At 49.2% G+C, this 15,379-nt stretch carries 14 protein-coding genes and 4 pseudogenes; 11 read left to right on the forward strand and 7 right to left on the reverse strand.

Annotated elements, in window-relative coordinates:
• Positions 1 to 17: 17 nt before the first annotated feature.
• Entirely contained in the window at positions 18 to 371 is a 354-nt protein-coding gene (locus tag ACQG22_RS24195; protein WP_022631167.1) for a hypothetical protein, read from the reverse strand.
• Positions 372 to 619: 248 nt separating this feature from the next.
• Here ACQG22_RS24195 and ACQG22_RS24200 point away from each other — a divergent pair.
• The 5 genes and pseudogenes from ACQG22_RS24200 to ACQG22_RS24220 all read left to right on the forward strand — a co-directional run.
• Positions 620 to 835: pseudogene (locus tag ACQG22_RS24200) on the forward strand (NAD(P)-dependent dehydrogenase); the annotation flags it as partial.
• Positions 836 to 870: 35 nt separating this feature from the next.
• On the forward strand, positions 871 to 1,575 hold the full coding sequence (locus tag ACQG22_RS24205; protein ID WP_001067855.1) for an IS6-like element IS26 family transposase: 705 nt from the start codon (positions 871 to 873) through the stop codon (positions 1,573 to 1,575).
• Positions 1,576 to 1,718: 143 nt separating this feature from the next.
• Positions 1,719 to 2,273, forward strand: a complete 555-nt coding sequence (locus ACQG22_RS24210) for a fluoroquinolone-acetylating aminoglycoside 6'-N-acetyltransferase AAC(6')-Ib-cr5 (protein ID WP_063840321.1) — start codon at positions 1,719 to 1,721, stop codon at positions 2,271 to 2,273.
• 130 nt (positions 2,274 to 2,403) lie between these two features.
• Positions 2,404 to 3,234 carry an oxacillin-hydrolyzing class D beta-lactamase OXA-1 gene (locus tag ACQG22_RS24215; protein WP_001334766.1) on the forward strand — a complete coding sequence of 277 codons (831 nt, stop codon included), beginning with the start codon at positions 2,404 to 2,406 and terminating at the stop codon, positions 3,232 to 3,234.
• A 137-nt stretch (positions 3,235 to 3,371) separates the two neighbouring features.
• Positions 3,372 to 3,812 (forward strand): annotated as a pseudogene (locus ACQG22_RS24220) (CatB-related O-acetyltransferase); the annotation flags it as partial.
• Between the two features lie 53 nt (positions 3,813 to 3,865).
• Here ACQG22_RS24220 and ACQG22_RS24225 read toward each other — a convergent pair.
• Positions 3,866 to 4,570: an IS6-like element IS26 family transposase gene (locus ACQG22_RS24225; RefSeq protein ID WP_001067855.1), complete on the reverse strand. Its 705-nt coding sequence runs from the start codon at positions 4,568 to 4,570 to the stop codon at positions 3,866 to 3,868.
• A gap of 106 nt (positions 4,571 to 4,676) precedes the next feature.
• On the opposite strand from ACQG22_RS24225, the gene aac(3)-IIe reads away from it, so the two are divergent.
• From aac(3)-IIe to ACQG22_RS24240, 3 genes are all read left to right on the forward strand, one after another.
• Positions 4,677 to 5,537, forward strand: a complete 861-nt coding sequence (gene aac(3)-IIe / locus ACQG22_RS24230) for an aminoglycoside N-acetyltransferase AAC(3)-IIe (protein ID WP_000557452.1) — start codon at positions 4,677 to 4,679, stop codon at positions 5,535 to 5,537.
• A 12-nt stretch (positions 5,538 to 5,549) separates the two neighbouring features.
• Positions 5,550 to 6,092 (forward strand): AAA family ATPase, encoded by a 543-nt coding sequence (locus ACQG22_RS24235; RefSeq protein ID WP_002063889.1) that lies wholly within the window; start codon positions 5,550 to 5,552, stop codon positions 6,090 to 6,092.
• A gap of 91 nt (positions 6,093 to 6,183) precedes the next feature.
• Positions 6,184 to 7,340 (forward strand): IS3 family transposase gene (locus ACQG22_RS24240; RefSeq protein ID WP_369700724.1). Its coding sequence is split into 2 segments (ribosomal slippage): positions 6,184 to 6,451 and positions 6,451 to 7,340, totalling 1,158 coding nucleotides; the frame shifts between segments, so codons are not numbered across the junction.
• Here the strand turns inward: ACQG22_RS24240 and ACQG22_RS24245 are convergent.
• Both ACQG22_RS24245 and ACQG22_RS24250 read right to left on the reverse strand, forming a co-directional pair.
• The gene (locus ACQG22_RS24245; RefSeq protein WP_001067855.1) at positions 7,286 to 7,990 is read right to left on the reverse strand and encodes an IS6-like element IS26 family transposase; all 705 of its coding nucleotides are present in this window, start codon (positions 7,988 to 7,990) and stop codon (positions 7,286 to 7,288) included. The two genes, ACQG22_RS24240 and ACQG22_RS24245, sit on opposite strands and share 55 nt — an antisense overlap.
• Positions 7,991 to 8,057: 67 nt before the next feature.
• Positions 8,058 to 10,286: pseudogene (locus tag ACQG22_RS24250) on the reverse strand (Tn3-like element Tn3 family transposase); the annotation flags it as partial.
• Between the two features lie 64 nt (positions 10,287 to 10,350).
• Here ACQG22_RS24250 and ACQG22_RS24255 point away from each other — a divergent pair.
• Positions 10,351 to 10,644, forward strand: a complete 294-nt coding sequence (locus tag ACQG22_RS24255) for a WbuC family cupin fold metalloprotein (protein ID WP_116961751.1) — start codon at positions 10,351 to 10,353, stop codon at positions 10,642 to 10,644.
• A 46-nt stretch (positions 10,645 to 10,690) separates the two neighbouring features.
• Here ACQG22_RS24255 and ACQG22_RS24260 read toward each other — a convergent pair whose 3' ends face one another.
• The 3 genes and pseudogenes from ACQG22_RS24260 to ACQG22_RS24270 form a co-directional block, all read right to left on the reverse strand.
• A complete protein-coding gene (locus ACQG22_RS24260) occupies positions 10,691 to 11,566 on the reverse strand; it encodes an extended-spectrum class A beta-lactamase CTX-M-15 (protein WP_000239590.1) in 876 nt (291 codons plus the stop codon).
• A 255-nt stretch (positions 11,567 to 11,821) separates the two neighbouring features.
• Positions 11,822 to 13,084 carry an IS1380-like element ISEcp1 family transposase gene (locus ACQG22_RS24265; RefSeq protein ID WP_000608644.1) on the reverse strand — a complete coding sequence of 421 codons (1,263 nt, stop codon included), beginning with the start codon at positions 13,082 to 13,084 and terminating at the stop codon, positions 11,822 to 11,824.
• A 193-nt stretch (positions 13,085 to 13,277) separates the two neighbouring features.
• Positions 13,278 to 13,484, reverse strand: a pseudogene (locus tag ACQG22_RS24270) (DUF4158 domain-containing protein); the annotation flags it as partial.
• Positions 13,485 to 13,647: 163 nt separating this feature from the next.
• Between ACQG22_RS24270 and ACQG22_RS24275 the strand changes: the two are divergent.
• Both ACQG22_RS24275 and ACQG22_RS24280 read left to right on the forward strand, forming a co-directional pair.
• Positions 13,648 to 14,205: a recombinase family protein gene (locus ACQG22_RS24275; protein WP_001235713.1), complete on the forward strand. Its 558-nt coding sequence runs from the start codon at positions 13,648 to 13,650 to the stop codon at positions 14,203 to 14,205.
• A 182-nt stretch (positions 14,206 to 14,387) separates the two neighbouring features.
• Positions 14,388 to 15,248, forward strand: a complete 861-nt coding sequence (locus ACQG22_RS24280) for a broad-spectrum class A beta-lactamase TEM-1 (protein ID WP_000027057.1) — start codon at positions 14,388 to 14,390, stop codon at positions 15,246 to 15,248.
• Positions 15,249 to 15,379 lie beyond the last annotated feature (131 nt).

A 15,379-nucleotide genomic window follows, 5' to 3' on the forward strand; every position in this document is an offset into this window, starting at 1 on the left:
CCCAAAAAGACTAAATCTTACTCAAACAGAGCCCAAATAGGGATCTCGAAAAAAGTAATACCCCTCTGGAGGCCACAGACGGCGGGGCCTCCAGAGCACTTTGTCGTTTTTGGACGGAAAATCCCTAGAACCCCAAATTTGTCTCCGTCTTGATCCTCGATGAGATTACCTCGCAGAGAAATGGTCGCACCGTCATGCATCGTTTTGGCCTGTTCGACAGTCATGATTCTTGCATCTTCAGTCCCACGATAACCTTCATCCAGAGCGTGGGCTGGCGGTGGAGCTGTATCATTTTTCAACCCGCCGTTATCATCAGCAAGCGCTGGCGACAATAAAAAACAACATAATAATGGCGTTATGGATAATTTCATATGTTCTCCTTTTGCCAAGGTTGAAATGTTAAGTGTGGTTGCTATTTATTAACACTGCGAACTGGATAAGTCTCAAATAATATTGTTTAAATTAAATCTAACGTTGGTGGGGATATAAGCGCAACGGTAGAGGAAAGTAGGGGGGGTAATATTCCGAGAAAATTAAGTGTAGCTGGATAATATAGGTCATGCCATTCATTTTGGTCTACGCTTATTAGTCTTTGTGATAAATAATGAGAGGTAATTGAATGGCTGGCTTAAACAAGGAAAAAAAGACCATCAATAAAACCAATTCTGCGCGTTTTCCGGCGCCGCCTTTTCAACAGCAGCAGCAGCCCTTTCCCGGGCTGGCGGGGAAAATGCAACCGCGCCCCGATCATGGAGAAGACAGCTATCAGGGAAGCGGTCGCCTGAATGGGCGCAAGGTATTAATTACGGCACTGTTGCAAATAGTCGGTGGTGATAAACTTATCATCCCCTTTTGCTGATGGAGCTGCACATGAACCCATTCAAAGGCCGGCATTTTCAGCGTGACATCATTCTGTGGGCCGTACGCTGGTACTGCAAATACGGCATCAGTTACCGTGAGCTGCAGGAGATGCTGGCTGAACGCGGAGTGAATGTCGATCACTCCACGATTTACCGCTGGGTTCAGCGTTATGCGCCTGAAATGGAAAAACGGCTGCGCTGGTACTGGCGTAACCCTTCCGATCTTTGCCCGTGGCACATGGATGAAACCTACGTGAAGGTCAATGGCCGCTGGGCGTATCTGTACCGGGCCGTCGACAGCCGGGGCCGCACTGTCGATTTTTATCTCTCCTCCCGTCGTAACAGCAAAGCTGCATACCGGTTTCTGGGTAAAATCCTCAACAACGTGAAGAAGTGGCAGATCCCGCGATTCATCAACACGGATAAAGCGCCCGCCTATGGTCGCGCGCTTGCTCTGCTCAAACGCGAAGGCCGGTGCCCGTCTGACGTTGAACACCGACAGATTAAGTACCGGAACAACGTGATTGAATGCGATCATGGCAAACTGAAACGGATAATCGGCGCCACGCTGGGATTTAAATCCATGAAGACGGCTTACGCCACCATCAAAGGTATTGAGGTGATGCGTGCACTACGCAAAGGCCAGGCCTCAGCATTTTATTATGGTGATCCCCTGGGCGAAATGCGCCTGGTAAGCAGAGTTTTTGAAATGTAAGGCCTTTGAATAAGACAAAAGGCTGCCTCATCGCTAACTTTGCAACAGTGCCTTTAAGCGTGCATAATAAGCCCTACACAAATTGGGAGTTAGACATCATGAGCAACGCAAAAACAAAGTTAGGCATCACAAAGTACAGCATCGTGACCAACAGCAACGATTCCGTCACACTGCGCCTCATGACTGAGCATGACCTTGCGATGCTCTATGAGTGGCTAAATCGATCTCATATCGTCGAGTGGTGGGGCGGAGAAGAAGCACGCCCGACACTTGCTGACGTACAGGAACAGTACTTGCCAAGCGTTTTAGCGCAAGAGTCCGTCACTCCATACATTGCAATGCTGAATGGAGAGCCGATTGGGTATGCCCAGTCGTACGTTGCTCTTGGAAGCGGGGACGGACGGTGGGAAGAAGAAACCGATCCAGGAGTACGCGGAATAGACCAGTTACTGGCGAATGCATCACAACTGGGCAAAGGCTTGGGAACCAAGCTGGTTCGAGCTCTGGTTGAGTTGCTGTTCAATGATCCCGAGGTCACCAAGATCCAAACGGACCCGTCGCCGAGCAACTTGCGAGCGATCCGATGCTACGAGAAAGCGGGGTTTGAGAGGCAAGGTACCGTAACCACCCCATATGGTCCAGCCGTGTACATGGTTCAAACACGCCAGGCATTCGAGCGAACACGCAGTGATGCCTAACCCTTCCATCGAGGGGGACGTCCAAGGGCTGGCGCCCTTGGCCGCCCCTCATGTCAAACGTTGGGCGAACCCGGAGCCTCATTAATTGTTAGCCGTTAAAATTAAGCCCTTTACCAAACCAATACTTATTATGAAAAACACAATACATATCAACTTCGCTATTTTTTTAATAATTGCAAATATTATCTACAGCAGCGCCAGTGCATCAACAGATATCTCTACTGTTGCATCTCCATTATTTGAAGGAACTGAAGGTTGTTTTTTACTTTACGATGCATCCACAAACGCTGAAATTGCTCAATTCAATAAAGCAAAGTGTGCAACGCAAATGGCACCAGATTCAACTTTCAAGATCGCATTATCACTTATGGCATTTGATGCGGAAATAATAGATCAGAAAACCATATTCAAATGGGATAAAACCCCCAAAGGAATGGAGATCTGGAACAGCAATCATACACCAAAGACGTGGATGCAATTTTCTGTTGTTTGGGTTTCGCAAGAAATAACCCAAAAAATTGGATTAAATAAAATCAAGAATTATCTCAAAGATTTTGATTATGGAAATCAAGACTTCTCTGGAGATAAAGAAAGAAACAACGGATTAACAGAAGCATGGCTCGAAAGTAGCTTAAAAATTTCACCAGAAGAACAAATTCAATTCCTGCGTAAAATTATTAATCACAATCTCCCAGTTAAAAACTCAGCCATAGAAAACACCATAGAGAACATGTATCTACAAGATCTGGATAATAGTACAAAACTGTATGGGAAAACTGGTGCAGGATTCACAGCAAATAGAACCTTACAAAACGGATGGTTTGAAGGGTTTATTATAAGCAAATCAGGACATAAATATGTTTTTGTGTCCGCACTTACAGGAAACTTGGGGTCGAATTTAACATCAAGCATAAAAGCCAAGAAAAATGCGATCACCATTCTAAACACACTAAATTTATAAAAAATCTAATGGCAAAATCGCCCAACCCTTCAATCAAGTCGGGACGGCCAAAAGCAAGCTTTTGGCTCCCCTCGCTGGCGCTCGGCGCCCCTTATTTCAAACGTTAGACGGCAAAGTCACAGACCGCGGGATCTCTTATGACCAACTACTTTGATAGCCCCTTCAAAGGCAAGCTGCTTTCTGAGCAAGTGAAGAACCCCAATATCAAAGTTGGGCGGTACAGCTATTACTCTGGCTACTATCATGGGCACTCATTCGATGACTGCGCACGGTATCTGTTTCCGGACCGTGATGACGTTGATAAGTTGATCATCGGTAGTTTCTGCTCTATCGGGAGTGGGGCTTCCTTTATCATGGCTGGCAATCAGGGGCATCGGTACGACTGGGCATCATCTTTCCCGTTCTTTTATATGCAGGAAGAACCTGCATTCTCAAGCGCACTCGATGCCTTCCAAAAAGCAGGTAATACTGTCATTGGCAATGACGTTTGGATCGGCTCTGAGGCAATGGTCATGCCCGGAATCAAGATCGGGCACGGTGCGGTGATAGGCAGCCGCTCGTTGGTGACAAAAGATGTGGGGCACTGTTGCAAAGTTAGCGATGAGGCAGCCTTTTGTCTTATTCAAAGGCCTTACATTTCAAAAACTCTGCTTACCAGGCGCATTTCGCCCAGGGGATCACCATAATAAAATGCTGAGGCCTGGCCTTTGCGTAGTGCACGCATCACCTCAATACCTTTGATGGTGGCGTAAGCCGTCTTCATGGATTTAAATCCCAGCGTGGCGCCGATTATCCGTTTCAGTTTGCCATGATCGCATTCAATCACGTTGTTCCGGTACTTAATCTGTCGGTGTTCAACGTCAGACGGGCACCGGCCTTCGCGTTTGAGCAGAGCAAGCGCGCGACCATAGGCGGGCGCTTTATCCGTGTTGATGAATCGCGGGATCTGCCACTTCTTCACGTTGTTGAGGATTTTACCCAGAAACCGGTATGCAGCTTTGCTGTTACGACGGGAGGAGAGATAAAAATCGACAGTGCGGCCCCGGCTGTCGACGGCCCGGTACAGATACGCCCAGCGGCCATTGACCTTCACGTAGGTTTCATCCATGTGCCACGGGCAAAGATCGGAAGGGTTACGCCAGTACCAGCGCAGCCGTTTTTCCATTTCAGGCGCATAACGCTGAACCCAGCGGTAAATCGTGGAGTGATCGACATTCACTCCGCGTTCAGCCAGCATCTCCTGCAGCTCACGGTAACTGATGCCGTATTTGCAGTACCAGCGTACGGCCCACAGAATGATGTCACGCTGAAAATGCCGGCCTTTGAATGGGTTCATGTGCAGCTCCATCAGCAAAAGGGGATGATAAGTTTATCACCACCGACTATTTGCAACAGTGCCTCTCGATAGGTATAGTGTTTTGCAGTTTAGAGGAGATATCGCGATGCATACGCGGAAGGCAATAACGGAGGCAATTCGAAAATTAGGAGTCCAAACCGGTGACCTGTTGATGGTGCATGCCTCACTTAAAGCGATTGGTCCGGTCGAAGGAGGAGCGGAGACGGTCGTTGCCGCGTTACGCTCCGCGGTTGGGCCGACTGGCACTGTGATGGGATACGCGTCGTGGGACCGATCACCCTACGAGGAGACTCTGAATGGCGCTCGGTTGGATGACAAAGCCCGCCGTACCTGGCCGCCGTTCGATCCCGCAACGGCCGGGACTTACCGTGGGTTCGGCCTGCTGAATCAATTTCTGGTTCAAGCCCCCGGCGCGCGGCGCAGCGCGCACCCCGATGCATCGATGGTCGCGGTTGGTCCGCTAGCTGAAACGCTGACGGAGCCTCACGAACTCGGTCACGCCTTGGGGGAAGGGTCGCCCGTCGAGCGGTTCGTCCGCCTTGGCGGGAAGGCCCTGCTGTTGGGTGCGCCGCTAAACTCCGTTACCGCATTGCACTACGCCGAGGCGGTTGCGGATATCCCCAACAAACGATGGGTGACGTATGAGATGCCGATGCTTGGAAGAAACGGTGAAGTCGCCTGGAAAACGGCATCAGAATACGATTCAAACGGCATTCTCGATTGCTTTGCTATCGAAGGAAAGCCGGATGCGGTCGAAACTATAGCAAATGCTTACGTGAAGCTCGGTCGCCATCGAGAAGGTGTCGTGGGCTTTGCTCAGTGCTACCTGTTCGACGCGCAGGACATCGTGACGTTCGGCGTCACCTATCTTGAGAAGCACTTCGGAGCCACTCCGATCGTGCCAGCACACGAAGCCGCCCAGCGCTCTTGCGAGCCTTCCGGTTAGAGGCCGTCGACAATGATAATCTGGATCAACGGACCTTTCGGCGCCGGAAAGACGACTCTCGCTGAGCGGCTGCGCGATCGGCGTCCGAAATCGCTGATCTTTGACCCTGAGGAAATCGGGTTCGTGGTGAAAGAAACGGTCCCCATACCAGCGAGCGGAGACTATCAGGATCTCCCCTTGTGGAGGGGACTTACGATCGCTGCGGTCAGCGAGATTCGCAGGAATTACTCGCAGGACATCATCATCCCAATGACGCTCGTGCACCCGGACTATCTGACTGAGATACTCGACGGGTTAAGGCAGATCGACGATCAGCTGCTGCACATCTTTCTGATGCTTAACGAGGACCTATTGCGTCACCGGATCTCGAACCAGACCATGCATCCTGACCCGAATCGGAATGCGGAGATTCGAGAGTGGCGATTAGCGAATGTCGCCCGATGCTTGGCCGCAAGGGAACGGCTTCCGTCCACAACCCGTGTTCTCGATAGTGGTGCACACACCAGCGATGAACTTGCAGCGATGGTGCTCGACAGACTCGATCAGCGCACCTGATCGCCTTAGAGCTGGCTCGGGAAATCTGCACAGCGGGGATAAGTGGAGTTTCTGCCTGACTTCGGCTTAGATGCCGGGAACAGGAGAGACCATGACGAGACGACCGCGCCGGAACCATAGCCCGGCTTTCAAGGCGAAGGTGGCACTTGCCGCCATCCGAGGTGAGCAGACGCTGGTGGAGTTGTCCCAGCAGTTCGATGTGCACGCCAACCAGATCAAGCAATGGAAAGACCAGCTCCTTGAGGGGGCGACAGGTGTGTTCGGCGATGAAACGAAAGCGGAGCCGTCGGGTCCGACCATCGATGTCAAAACGCTGCACGCGAAAATCGGCGAACTGACACTGGAGAACGATTTTTTATCCGGTGCGCTCGGCAAGGCGGGATTGCTGGGCGGAAAGAAATGATCGACCGCGAGCACAAGCTATCCGTCGTGCGCCAGGCGAAGCTTCTCGGCTTCAGCCGTGGCAGCGTCTACTATCTGCCTCGTCCGGTGTCTGACGGCGATCTGGCCCTTATGCGCCGGATTGACGAATTGCATCTCGACTACCCCTTTGCCGGAAGTCGGATGTTGCAAGGGCTCTTGAGAGGAGAAGGTCTGGAGACCGGGCGGCGACACGTCGCCACGCTGATGAAGAAGATGGGCATCAAGGCGATCTACCGCCGCCCGAACACCTCGAAACCAGCGCCAGGGCACATACGAAAGCTGGCAGTCACCCGGCCCAATCAGGTGTGGGCAATGGACCTGACCTACATCCCCATGGCGCGGGGATTTGTCTATCTGTGCGCCGTCGTGGACTGGTTCAGCCGGAAGGTCTTGTCATGGCGGTTGTCGATCACGATGGAAGCAGCCTTCTGCATCGAGGCGGTGGAGGAGGCACTTGCCCGTCATGGCAGGCCGGAAATCTTCAATACCGACCAGGGATCGCAGTTCACCTCCATCGACTTCACCGCCGTGCTGAAGAGGTCACAGATTGCCATCTCGATGGATGGCAAGGGTGCGTGGCGAGACAATGTCTTCGTCGAGCGGCTCTGGCGTTCGATCAAATACGAGGAAGTCTACCTCCATGCCTACAAGACTGTGTCCGAGGCACGCGCTGGCATCGCCCGATATCTGAACTTCTACAACACCAGACGCCCACATTGGCACTGTTGCAAAGTTAGCGATGAGGCAGCCTTTTGTCTTATTCAAAGGCCTTACATTTCAAAAACTCTGCTTACCAGGCGCATTTCGCCCAGGGGATCACCATAATAAAATGCTGAGGCCTGGCCTTTGCGTAGTGCACGCATCACCTCAATACCTTTGATGGTGGCGTAAGCCGTCTTCATGGATTTAAATCCCAGCGTGGCGCCGATTATCCGTTTCAGTTTGCCATGATCGCATTCAATCACGTTGTTCCGGTACTTAATCTGTCGGTGTTCAACGTCAGACGGGCACCGGCCTTCGCGTTTGAGCAGAGCAAGCGCGCGACCATAGGCGGGCGCTTTATCCGTGTTGATGAATCGCGGGATCTGCCACTTCTTCACGTTGTTGAGGATTTTACCCAGAAACCGGTATGCAGCTTTGCTGTTACGACGGGAGGAGAGATAAAAATCGACAGTGCGGCCCCGGCTGTCGACGGCCCGGTACAGATACGCCCAGCGGCCATTGACCTTCACGTAGGTTTCATCCATGTGCCACGGGCAAAGATCGGAAGGGTTACGCCAGTACCAGCGCAGCCGTTTTTCCATTTCAGGCGCATAACGCTGAACCCAGCGGTAAATCGTGGAGTGATCGACATTCACTCCGCGTTCAGCCAGCATCTCCTGCAGCTCACGGTAACTGATGCCGTATTTGCAGTACCAGCGTACGGCCCACAGAATGATGTCACGCTGAAAATGCCGGCCTTTGAATGGGTTCATGTGCAGCTCCATCAGCAAAAGGGGATGATAAGTTTATCACCACCGACTATTTGCAACAGTGCCCTATTTTTCGGGGATCTGATTGCCCTCTGGCAATATCATTCAGCACGCCATAGTCGGCATCATGGTCCATTCGCCAGAAAACCGAAGCACCGGCATCAGCCAGGCGTGGAGAAAACTGGTATCCCAGCAGCCAGAAAAGGCCAAAGACAAGTTCGCTGGCACCTGCTGTATCGGTCATAATTTCGGTTGGATTCAGCCCGGTCTCCTGTTCCAGAAGACCTTCCAGCACAAAGATAGAGTCCCTCAGCGTCCCCGGTATAACGATGCCATGAAAGCCGGAATACTGATCGGACACAAAGTTGTACCAGGTGATCCCTCTGTTATTACCAAAGTATTTGCGGTTCGGTCCGGCATTGATTGTTCTGACTGGCGTAACAAAGCGCATTCCATCTGCAGATGCCACTTCTCCTCCACCCCATATCTGTGCCAGTGGCAGCGTTGCCTGAAAATCAACCAGTCTGGCATTAGCGCTGGTGATAGTTTCAGCCCGCAGATAGTTCGCTTTTGTCCAGTTCAGCCGGTGTCGGGTCAGTGCAGGAACATTTGATCTGATCAGTGGTTCCAGACCGATATTGCAGGCTTCAGCCATCAGCACGGCGCTGATGCTGACGGGCAGATCATCAACTCTGGCACTGGCTTCACTAGCATGGAAAAACTCATCAGCAAATCCGGTATGGGCGTTAATTTCGAGCAGCAACTCCGTTAAATCCACCGGAGGGAGTAGATCACTGATCATTTTGCTCAGTCGTTTCAGACTGTCCGGCTCATCAAGACTGGCGAGGGGAGAAATTGTCAACCGGGGCTTCGGGCCAGAAACATCGAGTTCGACAGCCTCATTTTCGCAAAGACGTGCAGCAACCTGTCTGTAACGACTATCAAGCTGATGACCCAGAGATTTTATTGCTTCCTGCGGGTCTGTCGGGTGCCCCAAAGAACGATAAACCTTAATCCGGTTTGCCTGCCAGTCAGCACCCTGTAGTAATCTTGCACGAGGATCTCCCCACCGGTTACTGCCGGTAACGTAGACATCCCTCCGCCTCAGACTATCCTGCAGTTTACTGAGAAAGCAGAGCGTGTATCCCCTGCGGGTGATATGTTTTTCCTTGTTAATCACCAGCCGTTTCCATGACCGACTGATAATTTCCGTTGGTGCGTCGTCAAAAAACTGCCGCCGTGAGCTGAACTCCCGGCTGAGGTAGTCACAGGCATTCAGAGTGGTAACCCCGGCAGGTGCGGATGAAAATTTAACGGTATTCAGCAGATGGGGCAGGAAACGACGAACGCGCCCGTACTGCTCCACCATTTCTTCATGAAAATTATCGTCTGAGGGCCGGGCAATTTCACGGACAAGCGTGATGATTTCAGCCAGCTTTTGCCTTGGGATGTAGCTGAACACCTCAGCACGAATCGATTCGTCCGGTGTTTCTTCTTTCAGCAGGTACGAACATGCGCTGGCGAGCGCCAATGCAGATTTATCCAGATCCTTCAGCGAGCGGAGCCGTTTTTTCTGCCCAATCTTTCTGGCGTCACGGATGATAACGGCCAGCATGGCGTCCAGAACGTCCAATGCATCATCCAGCGCCAGCGTTTCCCATGCAAGGACAAAGGCAACCAGAACCGCCATCCTTTTCTGCGGTGACATCCTGGCAATATTGAACACCGAAGTCATACCAGCATAACGTGCGAGATTTTTCAGGCGCACAGCCGGGAGTGTACTCAGGTTTTCAGCATGCAGGCCAAAATCGTTCAGAGTTTTCCAGCGTTCAATTGCTTCATTAAACGCCGGACCACTGATGGTCACAGGGCCCTTTTTCAGTGATTCCAGTAAAGACAGGCGGCTGCAATCAGTTGGCCCCAGCAGCATCTCCAGCTGTGAACGCTGTTCGGCTGACGGTATCAGTGCCAGTTTGTTCCACAGGCGCAACGTCGCCTTTTCCCTTACCTCTGAAATCAACCGGGTCAGCGTAGTGGCTCCGGGGAGAATAATACGATGTTGCATAAGCCACCCTGTCGCCAGATCGAAAAGCAGGCCAGGACGTTCGTTGCTTATCCAGCTCCGGGTATATAAAAGACGGGTAAGGCGAAATGTCCAGGGCCAGGCAAATTCACGATACTGATAGTGCTGACGTATCAGCGCTGCATGCTCACGGCGGGTATTTTCCCTCTGACCGTATTCTGCAAGAACGGTGATATCACGAATCCCGAGCTGTCTGGCGGTAAAATGCCGGACGCCGGAAGGAATATGACCTGGGACCTACGTGCGCCCGCACCGACACCCTCACACCTTCGAGCTACTGTTGCCATTAAGGGGTCGTTTCGTGGTGCTGAATTTTGACGATCGGGGTACCGTCACCCATCGGGCGATATTGGGGGAAACCTGTACGGTGCTGGAGATGGCCGCAGGAACCTGGCATGCCGTGCTGTCGCTGGATACCGGTGGCATAATTTTTGAAGTAAAACACGGTGGCTATCAACCCGTGGCTGCCGATGACTATGCGCACTGGGCTCCAGCGGAAGGAGAACCAGGAACCACGGAGCTTATGGCCTGGTATGCGCAAGCGCAGGTGGGCGACAGCACTTTTGCCGTCTAAGGCGATAAACAAAAACGGAATGAGTTTCCCCATTCCGTTTCCGCTATTACAAACCGTCGGTGACGATTTTAGCCGCCGACGCTAATACATCGCGACGGCTTTCTGCCTTAGGTTGAGGCTGGGTGAAGTAAGTGACCAGAATCAGCGGCGCACGATCTTTTGGCCAGATCACCGCGATATCGTTGGTGGTGCCATAGCCACCGCTGCCGGTTTTATCCCCCACAACCCAGGAAGCAGGCAGTCCAGCCTGAATGCTCGCTGCACCGGTGGTATTGCCTTTCATCCATGTCACCAGCTGCGCCCGTTGGCTGTCGCCCAATGCTTTACCCAGCGTCAGATTCCGCAGAGTTTGCGCCATTGCCCGAGGTGAAGTGGTATCACGCGGATCGCCCGGAATGGCGGTGTTTAACGTCGGCTCGGTACGGTCGAGACGGAACGTTTCGTCTCCCAGCTGTCGGGCGAACGCGGTGACGCTAGCCGGGCCGCCAACGTGAGCAATCAGCTTATTCATCGCCACGTTATCGCTGTACTGTAGCGCGGCCGCGCTAAGCTCAGCCAGTGACATCGTCCCATTGACGTGCTTTTCCGCAATCGGATTATAGTTAACAAGGTCAGATTTTTTGATCTCAACTCGCTGATTTAACAGATTCGGTTCGCTTTCACTTTTCTTCAGCACCGCGGCCGCGGCCATCACTTTACTGGTGCTGCACATCGCAAAGCGCTCATCAGCACGATAAAGTATTTGCGAATTATCTGCTGTGTTAATCAATGCCACACCCAGTCTGCCTCCCGACTGCCGCTCTAATTCGGCAAGTTTTTGCTGTACGTCCGCCGTTTGCGCATACAGCGGCACACTTCCTAACAACAGCGTGACGGTTGCCGTCGCCATCAGCGTGAACTGGCGCAGTGATTTTTTAACCATGGGATTCCTTATTCTGGAAGATACGAAATAACAACAACATGAATAGTCCCTAAATTCCACGTGTGTTTTTTATTAGCTTCAAAAATCACTATTTCACGAAGAATTTAGACTGCTTCTCACACATTGTAACATTATTTACAACCACCTTTCAATCATTTTTGATAAATCATTGATTTCATCTTTGCTGCAATGATACTTAATAAACTCTGCAAGTTATCCACAGAGCAACACTCAATTTTATTGATGATATTCTTATTATACCAGACATTTTTCATACACTCCCTTGTACGGATAGTTTTCCGACAACTTCATGATTACATATCTTGCGGTTTTGATTATTTTTGCTGCAAGAAATACATACTTCAAACGAAAGGTCTTTATTTGCTGTCTGTATTCTGAAGAGTCCAAGGAATCAAACTTGAACAACAAAAATAGGTTATATGAAAGCATCATCATTTGAAACACGGCTTCATTCGCCCAAAATGACTTTAGCAAGAGATGACCCACCGCCATGTCGTATTTGGCTTCTTTGATATAGTTTTCAGCATTACCACGCTTTTCATAGTATATAACTACTTTTTCAGAAAGCAAGGTAGTATTTGTTACAAAGAAAAAGTAGTCGTATTCGGAACCTTCTAAAAGTGATAATTGTGCTCTTTCTTTTTCTGGTTTCAGTACGCGAGATACGACAAATCTTCTGTCTTTTTCCCATTTAACTAATTTTGTATACAGTTCTGTAGTTTCTCTACCTTCTTCTCCTTTAACGAATACAATTGATGAATTCGTTGCTTGTGAGGTGAGTGTAGAATAACTTTTGGCTTTAATTAAATATTTGCATCCAAGAGATTCTATCGTTTCGATAATTTTTTCATCAAAGTAGCCACTATCCATTCGAAATAAAATTTCTAAATCGTCTGATTTGATGTTAGCAACAATTTCTTTGATCATTTCCGCAGCACCGTTTGCAGTGTAAGTATTGCCACTTCTTACAAATCCGGTAACATATGCTTTTAATTCGTCGCAAAATGCAAATTGGATATTGTAGCATCGGTTTCCCAGTTTCTTAGGATTATATCCTTTTGACGCACCTTCTTGATGACCTTCTACGTTAATTACACTACTATCAATATCAATCGTAATGGATGTCAATTTACTTTTAGTGAGCAGTTTTTTAAAGACTTTAAAATTAATGTCTCTAAACATTTGGGTTGTCTTGAAGTTGAAGTTTCCTAGAAACCGTGACACTGTTTCAGGTTCTTTTACGGAAATATCAAACTCGTTGACGAGGGGATCATTTTGAAGTAGCTTTAGACGTTCTAACTTATCAATGCCAATGAAGTGACCGCAGAGCATGGTCTTTATATGATTCATCTTGATTTTATTTGTTGAGTCATTATCAAATACGAGGTCATTTTCAATAAAATCAAAAATCCCATTGCTTTTTGCATTCTCAAGGAGCAGAAAAAGACCTGCATTTGATGTTAGATTCTTAGCTTTGAAATCAATTTTATTAATCATAATTAGAACCCCTTTTTACTACTTTTCTTACTATTATTTTACCATATATCGAGTCATAAAAGCTGATAATTTAACATATTTTTGAGCACTTTTCTTTCACCCAATGGGTGAAAGCTGAATTTCGAAGGAATGCATATTTATCAAGGCTTTGATTATGCTTTTTGAAGTACTGACGTAGAATCTAGGTATGATTCATATCGGTGAGGAAGGTGCCCAGAAAACGGACACATCCAATTTGCAGGGCAATGCCCAGACGGTTGTGATCACCTCTGCTTTTTCCGATAAATTCCTTGTCTGCTTCATCAAGGTGAAAATATCGTGCCAGCTGAAGCTCATCCGGTTCACCGGTGAATCTGCCATAGCTTTCAGTCTGCTCAGTGGTCAGAAAGTCAACGGGCATATCGGCCTCCCTGCCTGACGGGCATTTAGTAACATTTTTCCAACCGTACGAAATGTTATAAATTATCGGACATCGTAAAACTGTTACATTAATATGTCTATTAAATCGTAAATTTGTAATAATAGACATGAGTTGTCCGATATTCGATTTAAGGTACATTTTTATGCGACTTTTTGGTTACGCTCGGGTCTCAACCAGTCAGCAGTCTCTTGATCTTCAGGTCAGAGCACTCAAAGACGCAGGTGTGAAAGCAAACCGTATATTTACCGATAAGGCATCCGGCAGTTCAACAGACCGGGAAGGGCTGGATTTGCTGAGGATGAAGGTGGAGGAAGGTGATGTCATTCTGGTTAAGAAGCTCGACCGTCTTGGCCGCGACACTGCCGATATGATCCAACTGATAAAGGAATTTGACGCTCAGGGCGTGGCAGTCCGGTTCATTGATGACGGGATCAGTACCGACGGTGATATGGGGCAAATGGTGGTCACCATCCTGTCGGCTGTGGCACAGGCTGAACGCCGGAGGATCCTAGAACGCACGAATGAGGGCCGACAGGAAGCAAAGCTGAAAGGAATCAAATTTGGCCGCAGGCGTACCGTGGACAGGAACGTCGTGCTGACGCTTCATCAGAAGGGCACTGGTGCAACGGAAATTGCTCATCAGCTCAGTATTGCCCGCTCCACGGTTTATAAAATTCTTGAAGACGAAAGGGCCTCGTGATACGCCTATTTTTATAGGTTAATGTCATGATAATAATGGTTTCTTAGACGTCAGGTGGCACTTTTCGGGGAAATGTGCGCGGAACCCCTATTTGTTTATTTTTCTAAATACATTCAAATATGTATCCGCTCATGAGACAATAACCCTGGTAAATGCTTCAATAATATTGAAAAAGGAAGAGTATGAGTATTCAACATTTTCGTGTCGCCCTTATTCCCTTTTTTGCGGCATTTTGCCTTCCTGTTTTTGCTCACCCAGAAACGCTGGTGAAAGTAAAAGATGCTGAAGATCAGTTGGGTGCACGAGTGGGTTACATCGAACTGGATCTCAACAGCGGTAAGATCCTTGAGAGTTTTCGCCCCGAAGAACGTTTTCCAATGATGAGCACTTTTAAAGTTCTGCTATGTGGTGCGGTATTATCCCGTGTTGACGCCGGGCAAGAGCAACTCGGTCGCCGCATACACTATTCTCAGAATGACTTGGTTGAGTACTCACCAGTCACAGAAAAGCATCTTACGGATGGCATGACAGTAAGAGAATTATGCAGTGCTGCCATAACCATGAGTGATAACACTGCTGCCAACTTACTTCTGACAACGATCGGAGGACCGAAGGAGCTAACCGCTTTTTTGCACAACATGGGGGATCATGTAACTCGCCTTGATCGTTGGGAACCGGAGCTGAATGAAGCCATACCAAACGACGAGCGTGACACCACGATGCCTGCAGCAATGGCAACAACGTTGCGCAAACTATTAACTGGCGAACTACTTACTCTAGCTTCCCGGCAACAATTAATAGACTGGATGGAGGCGGATAAAGTTGCAGGACCACTTCTGCGCTCGGCCCTTCCGGCTGGCTGGTTTATTGCTGATAAATCTGGAGCCGGTGAGCGTGGGTCTCGCGGTATCATTGCAGCACTGGGGCCAGATGGTAAGCCCTCCCGTATCGTAGTTATCTACACGACGGGGAGTCAGGCAACTATGGATGAACGAAATAGACAGATCGCTGAGATAGGTGCCTCACTGATTAAGCATTGGTAACTGTCAGACCAAGTTTACTCATATATACTTTAGATTGATTTAAAACTTCATTTTTAATTTAAAAGGATCTAGGTGAAGATCCTTTTTGATAATCTCATGACCAAAATCCCTTAACGTGAGTTTTCGTTCCA

The organism is Enterobacter cloacae complex sp. 309I3 (assembly GCF_050031595.1).
GTDB lineage: Bacteria > Pseudomonadota > Gammaproteobacteria > Enterobacterales > Enterobacteriaceae > Enterobacter > Enterobacter cloacae.